General features: G+C 56.7%; 1 rRNA gene. It reads right to left on the minus strand.

Annotated features, from left to right (window positions below):
• Nucleotides 1-11: 11 nt before the first annotated feature.
• Nucleotides 12-1,532: ribosomal RNA gene (locus HMPREF3121_RS07025) — 16S ribosomal RNA — on the minus strand.
• Nucleotides 1,533-1,663: the final 131 nt, after the last annotated feature.

A 1,663-nucleotide genomic window follows, 5' to 3' on the forward strand; every position in this document is an offset into this window, starting at 1 on the left:
AAACTCCTTAGAAAGGAGGTGATCCAGCCGCACCTTCCGGTACGGCTACCTTGTTACGACTTCGTCCCAATCACCGATCCCACCTTCGACAGCTCCCCCCACAAAGGGTTGGGCCACTGGCTTCGGGTGTTACCGACTTTCATGACGTGACGGGCGGTGTGTACAAGGCCCGGGAACGTATTCACCGCAGCGTTGCTGATCTGCGATTACTAGCGACTCCGACTTCACGGGGTCGAGTTGCAGACCCCGATCCGAACTGAGACCGGCTTTAAGGGATTAGCTCCACCTCACGGTATCGCAACCCACTGTACCGACCATTGTAGCATGTGTGAAGCCCTGGACATAAGGGGCATGATGATTTGACGTCATCCCCACCTTCCTCCGAGTTGACCCCGGCAGTTTCTCACGAGTCCCCACCATCACGTGCTGGCAACATAAGACAAGGGTTGCGCTCGTTGCGGGACTTAACCCAACATCTCACGACACGAGCTGACGACAACCATGCACCACCTGTATACGAGCCACAAGGGAAACCACATCTCTGCGGCGATCCCGTATATGTCAAGCCCAGGTAAGGTTCTTCGCGTTGCATCGAATTAATCCACATGCTCCGCCGCTTGTGCGGGCCCCCGTCAATTCCTTTGAGTTTTAGCCTTGCGGCCGTACTCCCCAGGCGGGGCGCTTAATGCGTTAGCTACGGCACAGAAGTCGTGGAAGACCCCTACACCTAGCGCCCACCGTTTACGGCATGGACTACCAGGGTATCTAATCCTGTTCGCTACCCATGCTTTCGCTCCTCAGCGTCAGTTACTGCCCAGAGACCCGCCTTCGCCACCGGTGTTCCTCCTGATATCTGCGCATTTCACCGCTACACCAGGAATTCCAGTCTCCCCTACAGTACTCAAGTTATGCCCGTATCGCCTGCACGCCCGGAGTTAAGCCCCGGAATTTCACAGACGACGCGACAAACCACCTACGAGCTCTTTACGCCCAGTAATTCCGGACAACGCTCGCACCCTACGTATTACCGCGGCTGCTGGCACGTAGTTAGCCGGTGCTTCTTCTCCATCTACCGTCAGAAAACCTTCGTCGATGGTGAAAGGAGTTTACAACCCGAAGGCCGTCATCCCCCACGCGGCGTCGCTGCATCAGGCTTCCGCCCATTGTGCAATATTCCCCACTGCTGCCTCCCGTAGGAGTCTGGGCCGTGTCTCAGTCCCAATGTGGCCGTCCACCCTCTCAGGCCGGCTACCCGTCGCCGCCTTGGTAGGCCATTACCCCACCAACAAGCTGATAGGCCGCGGGCCCATCCCACACCGAAAAAACTTTCCACCACACCCTCACGATGCGGTCCTATCCGGTATTAGACCCAGTTTCCCAGGCTTATCCCGAAGTGCGGGGCAGGTCACCCACGTGTTACTCACCCGTTCGCCACTCGTGTACCCCAGCAAGCTGGGGCCTTACCGTTCGACTTGCATGTGTTAAGCACGCCGCCAGCGTTCGTCCTGAGCCAGGATCAAACTCTCCACAAAAGCTATTTCAGTGAAAAGCTCAAAACCGGCAAAAACAAACGACAAACCAACCACACGGGCTGGCCTGGCATTCATATCCGAAAAAACAAGTGCACCCACCCCGACAGGGTGAAGGAGCAGGCACACAAAAA

The sequence above is a fragment of the Corynebacterium sp. HMSC11E11 genome, assembly GCF_001807025.1.
GTDB classification, from domain to species: domain Bacteria; phylum Actinomycetota; class Actinomycetes; order Mycobacteriales; family Mycobacteriaceae; genus Corynebacterium; species Corynebacterium freneyi.